The sequence below is a fragment of the Mesorhizobium sp. WSM1343 genome (assembly GCF_055901535.1).
In genome coordinates this window covers 1,036,690-1,050,698 of sequence record NZ_CM148370.1, presented here as the reverse complement: position 1 = coordinate 1,050,698, position 14,009 = coordinate 1,036,690, and the positions used below count along the sequence as shown (strand labels likewise).

Sequence of the window (14,009 nt, the reverse complement as noted above, 5' to 3'; positions counted from 1 at the left end):
TTTCGCCGCACCCAATAGCCCCGGCACGGAAAAAATTCAAACGATTATTTCGGCGTCAGTGTTTTCAATCGGTTAGATCATTTGGGATTTACGTAAACGTCAAAGTTTGTAAGCCGACTTGGGAGGAAATAACCGACGAAGATGGAAATCGTAAGGCTGAATGCGGGTAATGACGCCCTTGTGATGCGGGTGGCCGAGGAGGTTCGAGTTGTAGACGTTGGCATGACAGAGGGGGGCAAAGGATCGCTACCGACGCATTCCCTGGAAATTCAGGCCTGCGCCTGCTGTGCCTCTGGCGCCGGCTTCCCTTTCTGCCGCTCCGCCCAATCCTCCAGCCAGTCGCGACTTTGCATCTCGATCAGCCGCGATGCGGTGCGCTCGAACTCGAAGACCTCCACGCCGCGCTTGGCGGCATAAAGCGCTTGCGGCGGCGCTTCGGCGCTCACCACCAGCCGCACATGATGGTCGTAGAGCGTGTCGATCAGAAGGATGAAGCGTTTGGCCTCGTTGCGCTTGCCTTCGCCGAGCACCGGGAGGTGGTCGATGAAAATGGTTGAGAAGCGCCCGGCGATCGCCAGGAAATCGCGCGCGCCAAGCGGCTTTTCGCAGAGATCGGCGAAGGAGAACCGCGCCGCATCGCCTGCCGCACGCGGCACGATCACCTGCCGCCCTTTGAGGGCAATCGATGTCTCGGCGGTCGGCGCGTTGCGCGTCATGGCTTGCCAGGCCTCGTCGAGTAGCTGGTCCGCCGCCGCATCGGCCGGCGTGACATAGACCGGTGTCCGGGCGAGCTTTTCCAGCCGGTAGTCCTTGTCGGCATCGAGCGCCAGCACCTGTGTGTGCCGCTCCAGTATGCCGATGAAGGGCAGGAAAAGCTGACGGTTCAGCCCGTCGCTGTAGAGGTTTTCCGGCGCCACATTCGAGGTGGCGACCAGCACCACACCGCTGGCAAACAGCGCCGAAAACAACCTGGACAGGATCATCGCGTCGGCGATGTCGGTGACCGAGAACTCGTCGAAGCACAGCACCCAGGCTTGCTCGGCAAGGGCCTTGGCCACCGGCGGGATCGGGTCGTCCTCCTTGACGTCGCCATTCTTGCGCGCCTGCCGGTGCTTCTGGATACGGTCCTGCACGTCCGCCATGAAGTCGTTGAAGTGGACGCGGCGCTTGCGCCGCACCGGCAGCAACTCGAAGAACATGTCCATCAGCATGGTCTTGCCGCGACCGACGCCGCCATGGATGTAAAGGCCTTTGACGGCCTCATGCGTCTCGCGCTTGCGGGCGAACAGCCAGCCCAGCGCGCTCGACTTATGCGCCAGCCGCTTGGCCGAAATCTCATCGGTCAGCAGGTCGAGCGCCGCAACGATCCGTTCCTGCGCCGGATCGCGGTCGATCGTACCGGTTTCCACCAGATGCTCGTAGCGCTGCCTGACGGTCGCATGGGTCTGGAGGCCGTCACGCAGATGCATCGGTCACGTCATTTGTTCATGCATGTCGCTGTCCCGAAACCGGGGTCACTTCTGCGCGACATGCATTCGGAGGACTAAAGCGGTCGTGTCTGAACGGATTCAGACGACCCGCTTTAGATCTTTGTTTTCCCAAAACCGCGGCCACTTTTGGGCGACATGCATTAGCCTACCTTGTAAGCGAAATCGGCTGGCCGTTGGAAGTCTGGCCGTCGAATTTCGAGCCGCCCGAGGAATAGAGCCGCGCCAGCGCACCGCCACTCTCGTCATAGAGCGTCAGCTGCTTGCCGGCGACGTTCCACGACTTGACGCCGTCCATCGGCGCCGGGCAATGCAGCGGCCCGGCGCGGAAGCCGGCGCCGAATTTGGTCTGCGGTGTCGCCACCTTGCAGCTCTGACCCGCAACGCTGGCGTTCCAGACACCGGCGACGCTGGCGGCAGTCACGTCCGAAGCGCCGGCCGGCGCCGAACCATCCGAAGGCAGCGCGGCGACCTGCGTGTTCGCAGGAGCGGTCGGGAATTGAGACGGGTCGGTGGTGCCGGGCGATGCTGGCGGCGGCAGTTGGTTCGCCGTCACCTTGCCGGCGGGCGCGGCCTCCAGCGGTGCCGGCTGCTGGTCATCCATCGAGGAGAAACGCGAGGTCGAACAGCCGCTCGCAACGAGCGCCGCCAGCGATACGGCCACCAGACCGGTTTTCGAAAAAGTCATTCCAACCTCCGTCGGATCCGGCTGGGGGGAAGCCGTCCCACAATCTCACCCCCACCAAGATGGAGAAGGTGGCGAAATTTCAACCCGATATGGTTAAAATACAGTTTGCAGCAAGAATTGTTGCAAATTTATCGCAATCGCGGCGGCTGACCGCTTGTCGCGCGTCGCTTGGGGATCCGGTCAAAGCAGTGCAGCGCCGACATTCGACGGTTGGACGCTTGCGCGAGCCGCCTTAGCGCCTATGTCTGGAAAACGAAACACCTGCCGGAGCCGCAAAATTGGCCGCGAGAAAGACAGCCGCCAATCGCTATTATAGCGGCCCGCCCAGCGACCATTTCGACGGCGCATTGTTCTTCAATCCCGACGGCCAGCCACCCGGCCGTTTCGCCGACCTGCTGAAATGGCAGTTGAATGGCCAGCGCTCGAAATGGCCGGCGAGCGATGCAAGCCCCTTTCCGCAGGCAAAGCCGGCGACAAGGGTCGAGGGCGCCGCGCTGGAAGTGACGATGGTTGGCCATTCCACCTTGCTGGTCCAGACGGCCGGTCTGAACATCCTTACCGATCCGGTGTGGTCGCTGCGCGCCTCGCCGCTTTCCTTCGCCGGACCAAAACGCATCAATGCGCCAGGCATCGCCTTTGCCGACCTGCCGCCGATCGATCTCGTGCTGGTCAGCCACAACCACTATGACCATCTCGACCTCGCCACGTTGAAGCGGCTGAAGGCCGGCCACGACCCGCTGGTGCTCACTCCGCTCGGCAACGACGCCATCATCGAAGCCGCCGTGCCCGGCATGCGACTGTCGGCGCATGACTGGGGCGACAGCGTCGAGATCGGCAATGGCGCCGCCGTCCATGTCGAGCCGGTGCATCACTGGTCGGCGCGTGGCGCCCGAGACCGGCGCATGGCGCTCTGGGCCGGCTTTGTCGTCGAAACGCCTGACGGCAAGCTCTATTTCGCCGGCGACACCGGCTTCCACGATGGCATCAACTACCGGCTGATGGCTGAGAAACATGGCGGTTTCCGCCTCGCCATCCTGCCGATCGGCGCATATGAGCCGCGCTGGTTCATGGCGCCGCAGCACCAGAACCCCTGGGAAGCGGTGCAAGGCATGACGCTGTGCAACGCCGCCCATGCCGCCGGCTGTCACTGGGGCACCTTCCAGCTCACCGACGAGCGGATCGACGAGCCGGCGCGCAAATTGACCGAGGCGCTTGACGATCGAGGCATCCCACGCGAGCGCTTTCGCGCCTTGCGGCCGGGCGAGGTCTGGGATGTGCCGGAGCACATAGCGCCCTGATCCGCATCGGTTTCGACGGAACCCCAGCGCTGCAACCGCGTTTTCATGTGGTTGAAATATCTGCCGGTTTGCGAGGCATTGTCATGCTCAAATGGATTATCATTCTCCTGATCGTCGCCGCGGCGGCGAGCTTGCTCGGCATGCCGGCACTGGCAGGTGCCGCGGCCACCGGTGCGCGTATCCTTATCGGCATCGTTCTGATCATCTTCCTGCTGGTGGTGCTGGGCATTTTCGCCGTCACGTAAGTCCGGCGCTTTCGCCGAGACCAAGCGGCTGCGCACTGGTAATTCCTGCCCGTTTCCGCCATATAGCGCCAAACGGACACGGAATTTTTCGGAGCAATGGCCAGCACTGCCCCTTTCGCCAAGATGAACGGCATCGGCAACGAGATCATCGTTGCCGATATGCGTGGCCGTGCCGATCGGGTGACGGCGGCGGCGGCGATTGCGCTGAACGCCGATGCTGCGACCAGCTTCGACCAGATCATGGCGATCCATGACGCCAGGACGTCTGGCACCGCCTTTTTCATCGACATCCTGAATTCCGATGGAACCGGTGCGCAGGCCTGCGGCAATGGCATGCGCTGCGTCGTCCAGGCGCTCGCCGCCGAGACCGGCCAGAAGATCTTCACCTTCGAGACCGTGGCGGGCATCCTCAATGCGCGCGAACACGCCGACGGTTCGATCTCGGTCGACATGGGCACGCCGCGCTTCGGCTGGCAGGATATCCCGCTAGCCGAGGAATTCCGCGACACCCGCATGATCGAGCTGCAGATCGGCCCGATCGACGCCCCCGTGCTGCATTCACCCTCGGTCGTTTCGATGGGCAACCCGCACGCGATCTTCTGGGTCGACAACGACGTCTGGTCCTACGAGCTCGACCGCTTCGGTCCGCTGCTCGAGAACCACCCGATGTTCCCCGAGCGCGCCAACATAACCATCGCTCAGGTTACTTCGCCCGAAACCATGATCATCCGCACCTGGGAACGCGGCGCCGGCCTGACCAAGGCCTGCGGCTCGGCCTCCTGCGCGGCCGTGGTGGCCGCGGCCCGCACCAACCGGACCGGCCGCAGCGTCAGTCTGTTGACGCCAGGCGGCGGCACGCTGCATGTCGAATGGCGCGACGATGACCACGTGGTCCTGACGGGCGCCGCCGAATGGGAATTTTCCGGCAACTTCGACCCGTCGATCGGGACATGGGCCCGCGACACTGAAAGCGCGGCCTGATGTCCGCTCTGCCCAAGAGCCCGGTGTCCCCGGGGATCGATGTCGTCACCTTCGGCTGCCGGCTCAACACCTATGAATCGCAGGTGATGCGGCGCGAGGCTGAAAGTGCGGGCCTCGGCGCGTTGGAAGGTGGCGCCGTGATCTTCAACACCTGCGCCGTGACAGGCGAAGCCGTGCGCCAGGCCAAGCAGGCGATCCGCAAGGCGCGCCGCGACAACCCGCGAGCCCGCATCATCGTCACCGGCTGCGCTGCGCAGACCGAGCCTGAAAAATTCGCCGCCATGGACGAGGTCGATCTCGTGCTTGGCAATGAAGAGAAGCTGAACGCGAATTCCTACCGCGCGCTGCCGGATTTCGGCGTCAACGACACCGAGAAGGCGCGCGTCAACGACATTTTTTCCGTGCGCGAGACCGCGGGTCACATGGTCGACGCCATCGAGGGCCGCGCACGCGCCTTCGTCCAGGTGCAGAACGGCTGCGACCACCGCTGCACCTTCTGCATCATTCCCTACGGCCGCGGCAATTCGCGCTCGGTGCCGATGGGCGCCGTGGTCGAGCAGGTCAAGCGGCTCGCCGGCAACGGCTATGCCGAGATCGTTCTGACCGGCGTCGACATGACTTCATTCGGCGCCGACCTGCCGGGCGCGCCGAAGCTCGGCAAACTGGTGAAGACCATCCTGAAACAGGTGCCCGATGTTAAGCGCCTGCGGCTGTCGTCGATCGATTCGATCGAGGCCGACGACGATTTGCTCGACGCCATCGCCACCGAGCCCCGGTTGATGCCGCATCTGCATCTGTCGCTGCAGTCGGGCGACGACATGATCCTGAAGCGGATGAAGCGAAGGCATCTGCGCGATCAGTCGATCCGCTTCTGCGAGGATGTGCGCAAACTGCGCCCCGGTATCGTCTTTGGCGCCGACATCATCGCCGGCTTCCCGACCGAGACCGACGAAATGTTCGAGAACTCGGAGAAAATTGTCGAGGAGTGTGGCCTGACCCATCTCCACGTCTTCCCCTTCAGCCCACGCGAAGGCACGCCTGCCGCGCGCATGCCGCAGCTCCGCCGCGAGGTGGTCAAGCAGCGCGCCGCCCGGCTGCGAGCCGCCGGTGAAGTTGCCTATGTCAGGCATCTGTCGTTGCTCACCGGTACGCGTCAGTCGATCCTGATCGAGCGAGACGGCCTTGGCCGCACCGAGGGTTTTACGCTTGCCGCACTCGGCACGGGCGCACCGGGTGAGATCGTCGAGGCCGATATATCGGGCCACGATGGTACCAGGCTGATCGCGGCGCCGCTTGCCGCCCGCGCCGCCTGAGAAACGCAAAGCATGGCTGGTTTTTTCAAGAAGATATTTTCGTTCGGCAAGAAAGAGGTGGTCGAGGAACGGATCGACGAGACCGCCCCGCTACCGCCGATCAAATGGGAAGCACTCGATGCGCTGAAGCCGGCGGCCGAACAGGTCGTCCCGGAGTTCTTGAAGCGCGACGAGCCGCGGCCCGAGGCAGAAACGACGCCGACGGTCGAGCCGGAGGTAATTCCTGCGCCGGAGCCGACCATCCCGCCAGCACCGGAGCCGACTGTTCCCTCCGAGCCGGAACCTCTGCCGGAGCCCGCGCCGAAAGAAGAACCGGCGCCCGCGCCAGAGACTCCAGAGCCGCCGGCGCCCGAGGAAGTTCCGCTCACCCCTGCGACTCCCGAACCCACGCCCGAACGGCAGCCGCAAGAAGTCCCAGCGCCGGCGCCGGCCGAACCGGAGATCGTCCCGTCACGCCCGGAAAAGCGGCCGGAGCCGGCACCAGTCGAAGTGCCGACGCCGGCCGAGGTTCCGGCAGAAACACCAGCGCCGATCGAGGTGCCCACACCGGCGCCGTCCCCTCTTCAGCCGTCTTCAGAGGCCGGCGCCGCTCCTCATCCGCCTGCCGGCACCTTCTCCCCGTATAGCGACGGGGAGAAGGAAGAAGTTTCAGCGCCGACGCCCGAAGCACCCGCCGCCGAAATCGCACCTCCCATTCGCCAGCCTGCGCCGATCGAATCGCAGCCGGTCATTGCGGAAATTGCGCCCGAGCCGCAGCCTCTTCCGCCACCCGCGCCGGAGCCGAAAGCCGCCCCCGGCAAGGTGACCGTCACCAAGAAGGTCGAGCAGAAGGCCGAGCCGCAAAAAGCGCCGGAGCCGGCACCGAGGCGCTCTTGGTTCCAGCGCATGAAGGACGGGCTTGCCCGCTCGTCCAAGGAACTGACCGGCAACATTGCCGGCGTCTTCACCAAGCGCAAGCTGGACGAAGAGACTTTGCAGGACCTGGAGGATGTGCTGATCCGCGCCGATCTCGGCATGGAGACCGCCTTGCGCGTTACCGACGCGCTGGCCGCCAGCCGCTACGGCAAGGACGTTTCCGACACCGAGGTCCGCGCCATCATGGCGGCCGAGGTGGAAAAAGTGCTGACCCATGTCGCCATGCCGCTGGAGCTCGACCTCTCGCACAAGCCGCATGTCATCCTGGTGGTTGGCGTCAACGGCACCGGCAAGACCACCACCATCGGCAAGCTCGCCGCCAAGCTGACCGATGGCGGCCTGTCGGTCATGCTCGCCGCCGGCGACACGTTCCGCGCGGCAGCGATCGAGCAGCTGAAAATCTGGGGCGAGCGGACGAAATCGCCGGTCATCGCCTCCAAGCTCGGCGCCGATGCCGCGGGCCTTGCCTATGATGCATTCGAGCGGGCGAAAGAGGCCGGCTCCGACGTGCTGATCATCGACACCGCCGGCCGTCTGCAGAACAAGACCGAACTGATGGCCGAGCTCGAAAAGATCGTTCGCGTGCTCGGCAAGCTCGATCCGGAAGCGCCGCACACCGTGCTGCAGACGGTCGACGCCACCACCGGCCAGAACGCGCTCAACCAGGTCGAGATCTTCCGCAATATCGCCGGCGTCAACGGCCTGGTGATGACCAAGCTGGACGGCACGGCGCGCGGCGGTATTCTGGTGGCGATCGCGGCAAAGCACAAATTGCCGGTCTATTTCATCGGCGTCGGCGAACAGGTCGACGACCTCGAACCTTTCTCAGCAAGCGAATTCGCCAGGGCGATCGCTGGAGTAGCTTAACAAGCATGTCCCAAAAAGGTGCAGACTTTTTGGATCAGATCATGCGCAAGAAAGAGATTCCATGAACCCACCCATTCTCGAACGCGATCCGTCGGACCCGCAGAAGCAGAAGAAGGAAGGCGTCAATCCGCTGCTCAAGCTGGTGCTGGAGCTGGGTCCGTTGATGGTGTTCTTCTTCGCCAATGCGCGCAGCGGATGGCTGGTGCAGAAATTCCCTGTTCTGGCCGAGTTCGGCGGGCCGATCTTCGTCGCCACCGGCCTGTTCATGGCCGCCACGGCAATCGCGCTGATCGCCTCGTGGCTGCTCACCCGCACCTTGCCGATCATGCCGATGGTGTCGGGCGTCGTCGTCTTCATTTTCGGCGCGCTGACGCTCTATCTGCAGGACGACATCTTCATCAAGATGAAGCCGACCATCGTCAACACGCTGTTCGGCGGGGTGCTGCTCGGCGGCCTGTACTTCGGCAAATCGCTGCTTGGCTATGTCTTCGATTCAGCCTTCAGCCTCGACGCTGAAGGCTGGCGCAAGCTGACCTTCCGCTGGGGCCTGTTCTTCCTGTTCCTGGCCATCGTCAATGAGGTGGTGTGGCGCAATTTTTCCACCGACGCCTGGGTTACTTTCAAAGTCTGGGGCATCATGCCGATCACGCTTCTGTTCACCTTCAGCCAGATGCCGCTGATCCTGCGCCATTCGCTGGACGACAAGACCGGCAAAGAAGAGAAGGCCGGGAAATAGAGCCTGCAAATAAGGGGAAAGGGCCATGGAATTCGTCACCACGCGCGACCAGTTGAGGACGATCTACAAGACGCCACGACCGACCGACGGTTCTATCCGAAAGGAGCTGAAAAAACTTGACGGCCATTGCCGCTCCTTCATCGCCAAGAGCCCATTCGTGCTGATTGGCTCGTCCGACGGTGCCGGCAATGCCGACGTGACGCCGAAGGGCGACAAACCGGGCTTTGCCACCGTTCTGGACGACACCACCATCGCCATTCCCGACCGGCCTGGCAACAACCGGCTCGACACGCTGGAAAACATCCTCGTCAATCCCTCGGTCGGGCTGCTCTTCCTCATCCCCGGCATGAACGAGACGCTGCGCGTCAACGGCGATGCCCGCATCACCGTCGACGCAAATTTGCGCGAACGGCTCGCCGTCGACGGCAGGGAGCCGCAAAGCGTTGTCGTGGTCAGCGTCAAGGCGGCCTACATGCACTGCGCAAAAGCCTTCATGCGCTCGGATTTGTGGAAGCCGGAAACCTGGTACGACCGCGCGACGCTGCCGACGCTCGGCCAGATCATGCGCGATCAGCTGGCGGTTGCCGATTCCGCCGAGGCGACCGATCGCTGGCTCGACGAGGAATACAAGAAGACGATGTGGTAGTTTTTGCGGACGCGATTCGCGTCTGGACCGATTCCATACCTTGCTGAACATCCTTGCCATTTCCGGCAGCCTGCGCGCGGCCTCCACAAATTCGGCGCTGATCGCCGCACTGGCGCGCGAAGCGCCGTCCGGCTGCCGCGTCACCGTCCATGACGGGCTTGGCCGTTTGCCGATCTTCAATCCCGACGATGAAGGCGAGCGGACGCCGCTCGAAGCCTCCAAGCTGATCGATGCCGTCAGTCGAGCCGACGGCCTGATCGTCTCCTGTCCGGAATATGCCCATGGCGTGCCGGGCGGGCTGAAGAACGCGCTCGACTGGCTGGTCTCGCGCGATGCCGCCGTCGCCAAGCCCGCCATGCTGGTACACGCCTCGCCGCGCTCGCTGTTCGCCCGCGCCGCATTGGCCGAGATCATGCGCACCATGTCGTTCGCGCTTTACGACGATGTGCTGGAGATCGCCCTGCTCGGCAGGAAGCCGCCGGAGGTGGCGGGCATCCTGGCGGCGCCGGCGAACCGGCAGGCGATGCATGATGCACTGAATGCCTTCGCGGAGTTTATCCGCTCGCGTTGAGCGGCGGCCTCTCTTCCTTCTCCCTTTGTGGGGTCTGAAGGACGGGGCGAGACCCGTGGCTCGCCCCAGGGTGGTGGCCTCGCGAAGCGAGGTCGGATGAGGGTATTCCAGCTTGGCACCGACGGCAATCCGTCACCCACCCCTCAACCGTCTCGGCGCTGCGCGCCGATCCACCTCCCACAAGGGGAGAAGGAAAGATCGCGCACTACCCCTTTCGCAGCGTCTCCACATCGGTCTTCCCCACGTACCAATCGCGGGCGTTGACCTCTTCAAAAACCACCCAGACATCGTCGTTGCTCAGCCCGGTGGCGTCCATGATGGCCGCGGTGACCTTCTTGGCGATATCCGCCTTCTTGCCCGCCGGATCGGCGGCGATCACTTCCTTGACGATGCGGATGTTGACGAATGGCATTTCTTGTCCTCCCGGGGATGTTCGTGCTCACGACCCGCTTCGATGAAACCGTCGAACGGTCGCCAGTGTTCAACTCTCAGTATGTCTTGGCGCCGTTGACCATCAGCCGCACCATGTAGAGCGACGTGGTGCCGGCGATGTAGAGGCAATTCAGCTTGTTGCCGCCGAACACGCAATTGGCGGTGACTTCCGGCACCTTGACCTTGCCGATCAGCGTGCCGTCCGGATCGTAGCAATGGATGCCGTCGGCGGCACTGGTCCAGATGCGGCCGTCCTCGTCGAGCCTGAAGCCGTCGAACAGGCCGGCGGTGCAGTCGGCGAAGACTTTTTCGCCGGAGACTTTCTTGCCGCCCTTGCCGACATTGAACACCCGCATATGCGCCGGATTCTGCGCGCCATGCGTGCGGCCGGTATCGACGACATAAAGCTTGCTCTCGTCCAGCGAGAAGGCGAGCCCGTTGGGCCTGACCATATCGGTGATGACGGCTTCGACCTCGCCGGTGCCGGGATCGACCCGGTAGACGTGGCAGGCGCCGATTTCGCTCTCAGCCCTGTCGCCCTCATAATCCGTATCGATGCCGTAGCTTGGATCGGTGAACCAGATGGAACCGTCGGATTTCACCACCGCGTCGTTGGGCGAATTCAGCCGCTTGCCTTTCCATTTGGCCGCGATCGTGGTGACCGAGCCGTCGAACTCGGTGCGGCTGACGCGGCGGCCCGAATGCTCGCAGGTAATCAGCCGGCCCTGCCGGTCGACGGTGTTGCCGTTCGAGTTGCCGGACGGCTGCCGGAAGACGCTGACATTGCCGTCGGTTTCGTCATAACGCAGCATGCGATTGTTGGGGATGTCGGACCAGACGACATAGCGGCCGGCGGCGAACCAGGCCGGCCCCTCCGCCCATTGGCATCCGGTGAATAGCTTCTCGACCTGCGCGTTGCCGTTGAACAGGCGCGCGAAGCGCGGATCGAGAATTTCATAATAGTCTGCGGCCGCCATGCTTTCCTCCCGGCATCAATGACAGGGATCAAGCCAGCCGGAGGGACAGAAGGCAATGTGGGTACGCACAGTGTCCCACAAAAGATCGCTTGCCGGCTCTGCGCATGACGTTAGCGCCGCATTAACCGGCTATGCGTCCAGCGCAATGGTGCATTGCAACATCTTCTTTTTGCAATGCACCATTACTATGTCATGCTTCGTATCGATCAAGGGAGGAAGAAACCGCCGCCGAAATGCGGCGCCAAAAAGGAACCTTGCTATGATCCTCGACAGTCTCATGACCCGCGCTCGCAACAGCATTGCCAAGCGCAAGCACTACAACCGCCTTGTCGCCGAAATCGACAGCTTTTCCAGCCGCGATCTGGCCGACATGCGCGCCGACCGCTCGGAAATGCTCTACCAGATCCACAAGCAGATCTACGGCTGATCTCAAGCCCGATAAGACGCGCCGCCAAGGTGCGTTGAGATTCAGGTCAGGCCGAGTCGAAAACGGTGGTTTCCGAGAACCGGAGCGGAGCGTACTTTTGGTACGTGAGCACCGGAAGCGCAGGAAGCCGCTGTTTGCAGGCCGGCATCACCTGAATATCAATGCGCCGCCAGTGCCTTGTCGATCTGCGGCAACAGCAACGCCTGCACCGTCTCGGGCGTCAGCGGGCCGACATGTTTGTAGGCGATCTTGCCGTCCTTGCCGATGACGAAGGTTTCCGGCACGCCGTAGACGCCCCAGTCGATCGCCGCGCGGCCCGCTTCGTCGACCCCTATCGCCTGGAACGGATTGCCGAGATCGCCGAGGAACCGGCGTGCGTTTTCGGGCCGGTCCTTGTAGTTCAGCGCTGCCATGGTGAAACGCTTATCCTGCGACAACGCCAGAAGCACCGGGTGCTCTTCGCGGCATGGCGCGCACCACGACGCGAAGACGTTGACCAATGTGACCTTGCCGGCGAAGGTTTTCGAATCGAGCCCCGGCAGGTTTGAGCCCTCCAGCGCCGGCAGGCTGGTTTGCGGCGCAGGCAGGCCGATCAGGGCCGACGGCACTTCCGAAGCATCGCGCCCCGACAGCAGTTGCGACAGGAACAGTCCGGCCAGGCCGAGGAAGATCAGCAGCGGCAGAAGCACGAACAGGCGACGACTGGGCGGCGGCGTTTCCGTTTCGGTGCTCATGGCTTGGCGACCTTGTCGGAGCGACGCCTCACGCCGGACGCCTCCAGTTCGGCAAGCTCACGCTTGCGCGCCCGCTGGTCGAGCAGGATCCAGCCGATCAATCCGGCCAGCACCACGGCAGTGATGCCATAGGCGGCGGTCACGTAGAGTGCATGCGCACTCATGCGGCAGGTCCCGCTGAAGTGGGGCCTTCCAAGCCGATCATGTCGCCCAGTCTAGACATGCTTTTCCTTAGCCTCGCTCCGTCGGCTTCGCAATCGGTCGCCGAGCCGCAGTCATACGCTGCGTCAATCCGTGCCATGGCGCAGCGCCAGCGCCGCCGAGACCGGACCCAGCACGCCAAGAAACAGGGTCAGCGCGGCAAGAATGAGGAAGGGCTGCAGAAACGGGTCGGGATTGGCGGTCGCCCCATAGCTTGCCGAAACGCCGAAGATCAGCACCGGGATGGTCAGTGGCAGCACCAGCACCGAGATCAGCAGCCCGCCACGCGGCAGCGCCACCGCCACCGCCGCACCGGCGGCGCCGATGAACGTGATGGCCGGCGTGCCGACCAGCAGCGTCAGCGCCGTGGCGCCGATGCCGAGCGGCTCCATGTTCATGAACAGGCCGAGCAAGGGAGCCGCAATGACCAGCGGCAGCACGCTGCCCGCCCAATGCGCCAGGCATTTCACCAGCACTGTCAGAGCCAGCATATGGCGATCGTTGCCGAGCACCAGGAGATCGAGCGAACCGTCCTCGCGATCGGCCTGGAACAACCGGTCGAGCCCGAGCAGGCAGGACAACAGCGCGCCGATCCACAGGATGGCCGGTCCGATGCGGGCCAGCAGCTTCAGGTCCGGCCCGACCCCGAACGGGATGGTGACGATGACGGCGAGGAAGAAGATGACCCCGGTCAGCGCTCCGCCGCCGGCACGAATGTTGAGGCGGATGTCGCGCAGGAAGAGCGCTAGCATGGTTTGAGATGCTTTCGCCCAGACACCATCAACCGGCTTCCCCCATCCTCAACTCCATCCCCTCGATCCCGAGCGGCAGATGCGTCGCCGCGACAATCATCCCGCCATCCGCGCAATGCCTCGCCATCAACCCCGCAAACCGCGCCTCCGCCGCCTTGTCCAGCCCCGCCGTCGGCTCGTCCAGCAGCCACAATGGCCGGTGGCTGACCAAAAGCCTGGCGATCGCCGCGCGGCGCCGCTGCCCGGTCGATAGATAGCCGAACGGCAGGTGGCCGATGCCGCCGAGCCCGACCGTTTCCAGCGCCTCTTCGACGCCGAGCTGTCCGTCGCCATTGAAGTCTCGCCAAAAGCGCAAATTCTCCGCCACGCTGAGCGCCGGCTTCATTGCGTTCTGGTGGCCGAGATAGTGACAGGCCGAGGCAACAGACGGAAACGCTTCGCCCCCGTCTTCGACCTTCATGACGCCCTCAATCCTCACGCTGCCTTCCGCCGCCGGCAGCAGCCCGGCGATGATCCGCAGCAAGGTCGACTTGCCCGATCCGTTCGGCCCGGTGACGATAAGCGCCTGACACTCCTCCAAGGCAAAGCCGATGCCGGAAAACACCGCGTCGCCGCCTCGCTCGCCGCCCAGATTTTCGGCGATCAGCCGCATTCCTCGCCTGCCCTGAAACCATGTGTCGCGGCCGCTGCCGCATCGCACAAAATTGCTTTCCAACTGTCTAGAACTATTCCAGAAAAT

The 14,009-nt window shown here is 63.6% G+C and carries 17 protein-coding genes; 9 read left to right on the top strand and 8 right to left on the bottom strand.

Annotated features, from left to right (window positions below; translation table 11 throughout):
- Window positions 1–269: 269 nt before the first annotated feature.
- Both zapE and AC0NIL_RS05015 read right to left on the bottom strand, forming a co-directional pair.
- Window positions 270–1,469 carry a cell division protein ZapE gene (gene zapE / locus AC0NIL_RS05020; protein WP_473573830.1) on the bottom strand — a complete coding sequence of 400 codons (1,200 nt, stop codon included), beginning with the start codon at window positions 1,467–1,469 and terminating at the stop codon, window positions 270–272.
- A gap of 166 nt (window positions 1,470–1,635) precedes the next feature.
- Window positions 1,636–2,175: a protease inhibitor Inh/omp19 family protein gene (locus tag AC0NIL_RS05015; protein ID WP_013528844.1), complete on the bottom strand. Its 540-nt coding sequence runs from the start codon at window positions 2,173–2,175 to the stop codon at window positions 1,636–1,638.
- A gap of 278 nt (window positions 2,176–2,453) precedes the next feature.
- On the opposite strand from AC0NIL_RS05015, the gene AC0NIL_RS05010 reads away from it, so the two are divergent.
- The 8 genes from AC0NIL_RS05010 to AC0NIL_RS04975 all read left to right on the top strand — a co-directional run bounded on the left by AC0NIL_RS05010 (window position 2,454) and on the right by AC0NIL_RS04975 (window position 9,747).
- Window positions 2,454–3,473 carry an MBL fold metallo-hydrolase gene (locus AC0NIL_RS05010; RefSeq protein ID WP_473573831.1) on the top strand — a complete coding sequence of 340 codons (1,020 nt, stop codon included), beginning with the start codon at window positions 2,454–2,456 and terminating at the stop codon, window positions 3,471–3,473.
- Between the two features lie 83 nt (window positions 3,474–3,556).
- Complete coding sequence (locus AC0NIL_RS05005; protein WP_013528842.1) at window positions 3,557–3,718, top strand: DUF1328 family protein; 162 nt, start codon at window positions 3,557–3,559, stop codon at window positions 3,716–3,718.
- A 96-nt stretch (window positions 3,719–3,814) separates the two neighbouring features.
- A complete protein-coding gene (gene dapF, locus AC0NIL_RS05000) occupies window positions 3,815–4,699 on the top strand; it encodes a diaminopimelate epimerase (RefSeq protein ID WP_224675755.1) in 885 nt (294 codons plus the stop codon).
- Window positions 4,699–6,012, top strand: a complete 1,314-nt coding sequence (gene mtaB / locus AC0NIL_RS04995) for a tRNA (N(6)-L-threonylcarbamoyladenosine(37)-C(2))-methylthiotransferase MtaB (protein ID WP_127384638.1) — start codon at window positions 4,699–4,701, stop codon at window positions 6,010–6,012. Before dapF ends, mtaB begins: the two co-directional genes overlap by 1 nt.
- A gap of 12 nt (window positions 6,013–6,024) precedes the next feature.
- On the top strand, window positions 6,025–7,794 hold the full coding sequence (gene ftsY / locus AC0NIL_RS04990; RefSeq protein ID WP_275953422.1) for a signal recognition particle-docking protein FtsY: 1,770 nt from the start codon (window positions 6,025–6,027) through the stop codon (window positions 7,792–7,794).
- A gap of 61 nt (window positions 7,795–7,855) precedes the next feature.
- Window positions 7,856–8,530, top strand: coding sequence for a septation protein A (locus AC0NIL_RS04985; RefSeq protein WP_013528838.1), 675 nt, complete (start codon window positions 7,856–7,858; stop codon window positions 8,528–8,530).
- Between the two features lie 25 nt (window positions 8,531–8,555).
- Entirely contained in the window at window positions 8,556–9,176 is a 621-nt protein-coding gene (locus AC0NIL_RS04980; protein ID WP_275953421.1) for a pyridoxamine 5'-phosphate oxidase family protein, read from the top strand.
- A 40-nt stretch (window positions 9,177–9,216) separates the two neighbouring features.
- On the top strand, window positions 9,217–9,747 hold the full coding sequence (locus AC0NIL_RS04975; RefSeq protein ID WP_024504967.1) for an NADPH-dependent FMN reductase: 531 nt from the start codon (window positions 9,217–9,219) through the stop codon (window positions 9,745–9,747).
- A 205-nt stretch (window positions 9,748–9,952) separates the two neighbouring features.
- Here the strand turns inward: AC0NIL_RS04975 and AC0NIL_RS04970 are convergent, their stop codons facing one another.
- Both AC0NIL_RS04970 and AC0NIL_RS04965 read right to left on the bottom strand, forming a co-directional pair.
- Window positions 9,953–10,159 carry a tautomerase family protein gene (locus AC0NIL_RS04970; protein ID WP_013528835.1) on the bottom strand — a complete coding sequence of 69 codons (207 nt, stop codon included), beginning with the start codon at window positions 10,157–10,159 and terminating at the stop codon, window positions 9,953–9,955.
- Window positions 10,160–10,235: 76 nt separating this feature from the next.
- Window positions 10,236–11,156 (bottom strand): SMP-30/gluconolactonase/LRE family protein, encoded by a 921-nt coding sequence (locus AC0NIL_RS04965; protein WP_013528834.1) that lies wholly within the window; start codon window positions 11,154–11,156, stop codon window positions 10,236–10,238.
- Window positions 11,157–11,415: 259 nt separating this feature from the next.
- Here AC0NIL_RS04965 and AC0NIL_RS04960 point away from each other — a divergent pair, with 259 nt between their 5' ends.
- Entirely contained in the window at window positions 11,416–11,583 is a 168-nt protein-coding gene (locus tag AC0NIL_RS04960; RefSeq protein ID WP_013528833.1) for a hypothetical protein, read from the top strand.
- A 158-nt stretch (window positions 11,584–11,741) separates the two neighbouring features.
- Here the strand turns inward: AC0NIL_RS04960 and AC0NIL_RS04955 are convergent, their stop codons facing one another.
- The 4 genes from AC0NIL_RS04955 to ccmA all read right to left on the bottom strand — a co-directional run bounded on the left by AC0NIL_RS04955 (window position 11,742) and on the right by ccmA (window position 13,922).
- A complete protein-coding gene (locus tag AC0NIL_RS04955; RefSeq protein WP_063169543.1) occupies window positions 11,742–12,317 on the bottom strand; it encodes a DsbE family thiol:disulfide interchange protein in 576 nt (191 codons plus the stop codon).
- Complete coding sequence (gene ccmD / locus AC0NIL_RS04950) at window positions 12,314–12,481, bottom strand: heme exporter protein CcmD (protein WP_013528831.1); 168 nt, start codon at window positions 12,479–12,481, stop codon at window positions 12,314–12,316. The genes AC0NIL_RS04955 and ccmD overlap by 4 nt, the downstream gene beginning before the upstream one ends.
- A 123-nt stretch (window positions 12,482–12,604) precedes the next feature.
- Complete coding sequence (ccmB, locus tag AC0NIL_RS04945) at window positions 12,605–13,270, bottom strand: heme exporter protein CcmB (protein WP_024504965.1); 666 nt, start codon at window positions 13,268–13,270, stop codon at window positions 12,605–12,607.
- A gap of 28 nt (window positions 13,271–13,298) precedes the next feature.
- On the bottom strand, window positions 13,299–13,922 hold the full coding sequence (gene ccmA / locus AC0NIL_RS04940) for a heme ABC exporter ATP-binding protein CcmA (RefSeq protein WP_063169544.1): 624 nt from the start codon (window positions 13,920–13,922) through the stop codon (window positions 13,299–13,301).
- Between the last annotated feature and the right edge of the window lie 87 nt (window positions 13,923–14,009).

Bases quoted from the DNA above. Each gene is read 5' to 3' on its own strand.
- AC0NIL_RS04955 (WP_063169543.1), bottom strand. From the start codon at position 12,317: ATGAGCACCGAAACGGAAACGCCGCCGCCCAGTCGTCGCCTGTTCGTG.
- AC0NIL_RS04980 (WP_275953421.1), top strand. From the start codon at position 8,556: ATGGAATTCGTCACCACGCGCGACCAGTTGAGGACGATCTACAAGACG.
- AC0NIL_RS04960 (WP_013528833.1), top strand. From the start codon at position 11,416: ATGATCCTCGACAGTCTCATGACCCGCGCTCGCAACAGCATTGCCAAG.
- dapF (WP_224675755.1), top strand. From the start codon at position 3,815: ATGGCCAGCACTGCCCCTTTCGCCAAGATGAACGGCATCGGCAACGAG.
- AC0NIL_RS04970 (WP_013528835.1), bottom strand. From the start codon at position 10,159: ATGCCATTCGTCAACATCCGCATCGTCAAGGAAGTGATCGCCGCCGAT.
- zapE (WP_473573830.1), bottom strand. From the start codon at position 1,469: ATGCATCTGCGTGACGGCCTCCAGACCCATGCGACCGTCAGGCAGCGC.
- ccmD (WP_013528831.1), bottom strand. From the start codon at position 12,481: ATGAGTGCGCATGCACTCTACGTGACCGCCGCCTATGGCATCACTGCC.
- mtaB (WP_127384638.1), top strand. From the start codon at position 4,699: ATGTCCGCTCTGCCCAAGAGCCCGGTGTCCCCGGGGATCGATGTCGTC.
- ftsY (WP_275953422.1), top strand. From the start codon at position 6,025: ATGGCTGGTTTTTTCAAGAAGATATTTTCGTTCGGCAAGAAAGAGGTG.
- ccmA (WP_063169544.1), bottom strand. From the start codon at position 13,922: ATGCGGCTGATCGCCGAAAATCTGGGCGGCGAGCGAGGCGGCGACGCG.
- ccmB (WP_024504965.1), bottom strand. From the start codon at position 13,270: ATGCTAGCGCTCTTCCTGCGCGACATCCGCCTCAACATTCGTGCCGGC.
- AC0NIL_RS04985 (WP_013528838.1), top strand. From the start codon at position 7,856: ATGAACCCACCCATTCTCGAACGCGATCCGTCGGACCCGCAGAAGCAG.
- AC0NIL_RS05015 (WP_013528844.1), bottom strand. From the start codon at position 2,175: ATGACTTTTTCGAAAACCGGTCTGGTGGCCGTATCGCTGGCGGCGCTC.
- AC0NIL_RS04965 (WP_013528834.1), bottom strand. From the start codon at position 11,156: ATGGCGGCCGCAGACTATTATGAAATTCTCGATCCGCGCTTCGCGCGC.
- AC0NIL_RS05005 (WP_013528842.1), top strand. From the start codon at position 3,557: ATGCTCAAATGGATTATCATTCTCCTGATCGTCGCCGCGGCGGCGAGC.